At 71.9% G+C, this 1,125-nt stretch carries 1 protein-coding gene; it reads right to left on the bottom strand.

Going from position 1 to position 1,125, the window contains the following annotated elements; translation table 11 throughout:
- On the bottom strand, positions 1-1,125 hold a 1,125-nt coding region (locus tag MFF55_RS25710; RefSeq protein ID WP_238246943.1), incomplete at both ends, for a polysaccharide biosynthesis/export family protein.

The raw sequence follows: 1,125 nt of genomic DNA, 5'->3' as shown, positions 1-1,125 counted from the left end.
GCGCACGCCGGAGTAGACGGCGGCGCCTGCGGTGACGGGGGCGGTGACGGTGGAGAAGACGGAGAGCACCTTCTGGACCTCGCTGAAGGGGGCGTTGGAGACGTAGACGAGGTCGCGGTTGCGCATGCGGAAGGCCTGGGTGACGAACAGGCTGTTGGGATCGCGCATGTTGATCCGGTAGACCACCGGCACCAAGGGCGTGACGAGCAGCGCGCTGTCGGGCCGCAGACGGCGCACCACGCTGGCGGGCTCGAAGCGGAAGATGAAGGTGCCGGCCGGGTCGGCCTGGAAGTCGGACAGGCCGCGCGCCTTGGCCAGCGCCTGGGCCAGCGTGATGCCGTCGGCCTGGAACGGGATCTCGGTGGCGTTGCCCAGCGCGCCCACCGCCAGGAAGGTCTGGGGATCGCGCACCAGGGTCAGCACGTCGTTGGGCCGCAGGAAGATGTTCTCGCGCGGGTTGGACACGATCGTGGTCATCGGCACCGTGGCGGTCTGCGCCCCGCGCGACAGCCGCACGAAGGTCTCCGACACGGGCGAGCGCACGCCGCCGGCCGAGGCCAGCACGTCGAGGAGCCGGTCGCCCTTGGCCGAGAGCGGGATGCGCGCGCCAGCGGCCGCCTCGCCGGTCACCGTGACGGTCTGCGAGATCGGCCGGGTGACCGAGACCAGCACCTGGGGCTGGATGGCCTTGCCGGCGAGTTCGGCCTCGATGAGCGCCTGCACGTCTTGGGGCCGGCGGCCGGCGACGGGGATGCGGCCGGCATAGGGCACCGAGATGGCGCCGTCGCGCGCGACCACCTGCTCGGGGATGAGCGCCGACTTGGAGCCGGCCGAGAAGCGGTCGGCCACGAGCGGACCGGAGAACAGGCCGCCCGAGCCCGCCTCCCAGACCGAGACGGCGACGTAGTCGCCCACCCCGATGACCTGTTCGAGCGCCGGGCGCTGGTCGCCGAACGAGGCGAGCAGGCTGTCGAGCGGGCGCCCGCGCAGGGTCTCGACCACCCCGGCATTGACGTCGATGATCTCGTAGCGGGCAAACACGCCTTGCGCGGTCGCCACCTCCGCCCCTTCCGCGATCGCACCCGCCGTCGGTCCAGACGCCGGCAAATACGTCGAACAACCGGA

The sequence above is a fragment of the Methylobacterium iners genome (assembly GCF_022179305.1).
Classification (GTDB): domain Bacteria; phylum Pseudomonadota; class Alphaproteobacteria; order Rhizobiales; family Beijerinckiaceae; genus Methylobacterium; species Methylobacterium iners.
The sequence above is the reverse complement of the archived record's forward strand: the minus strand, read 5'-3'. Positions and strand labels throughout refer to the sequence as shown.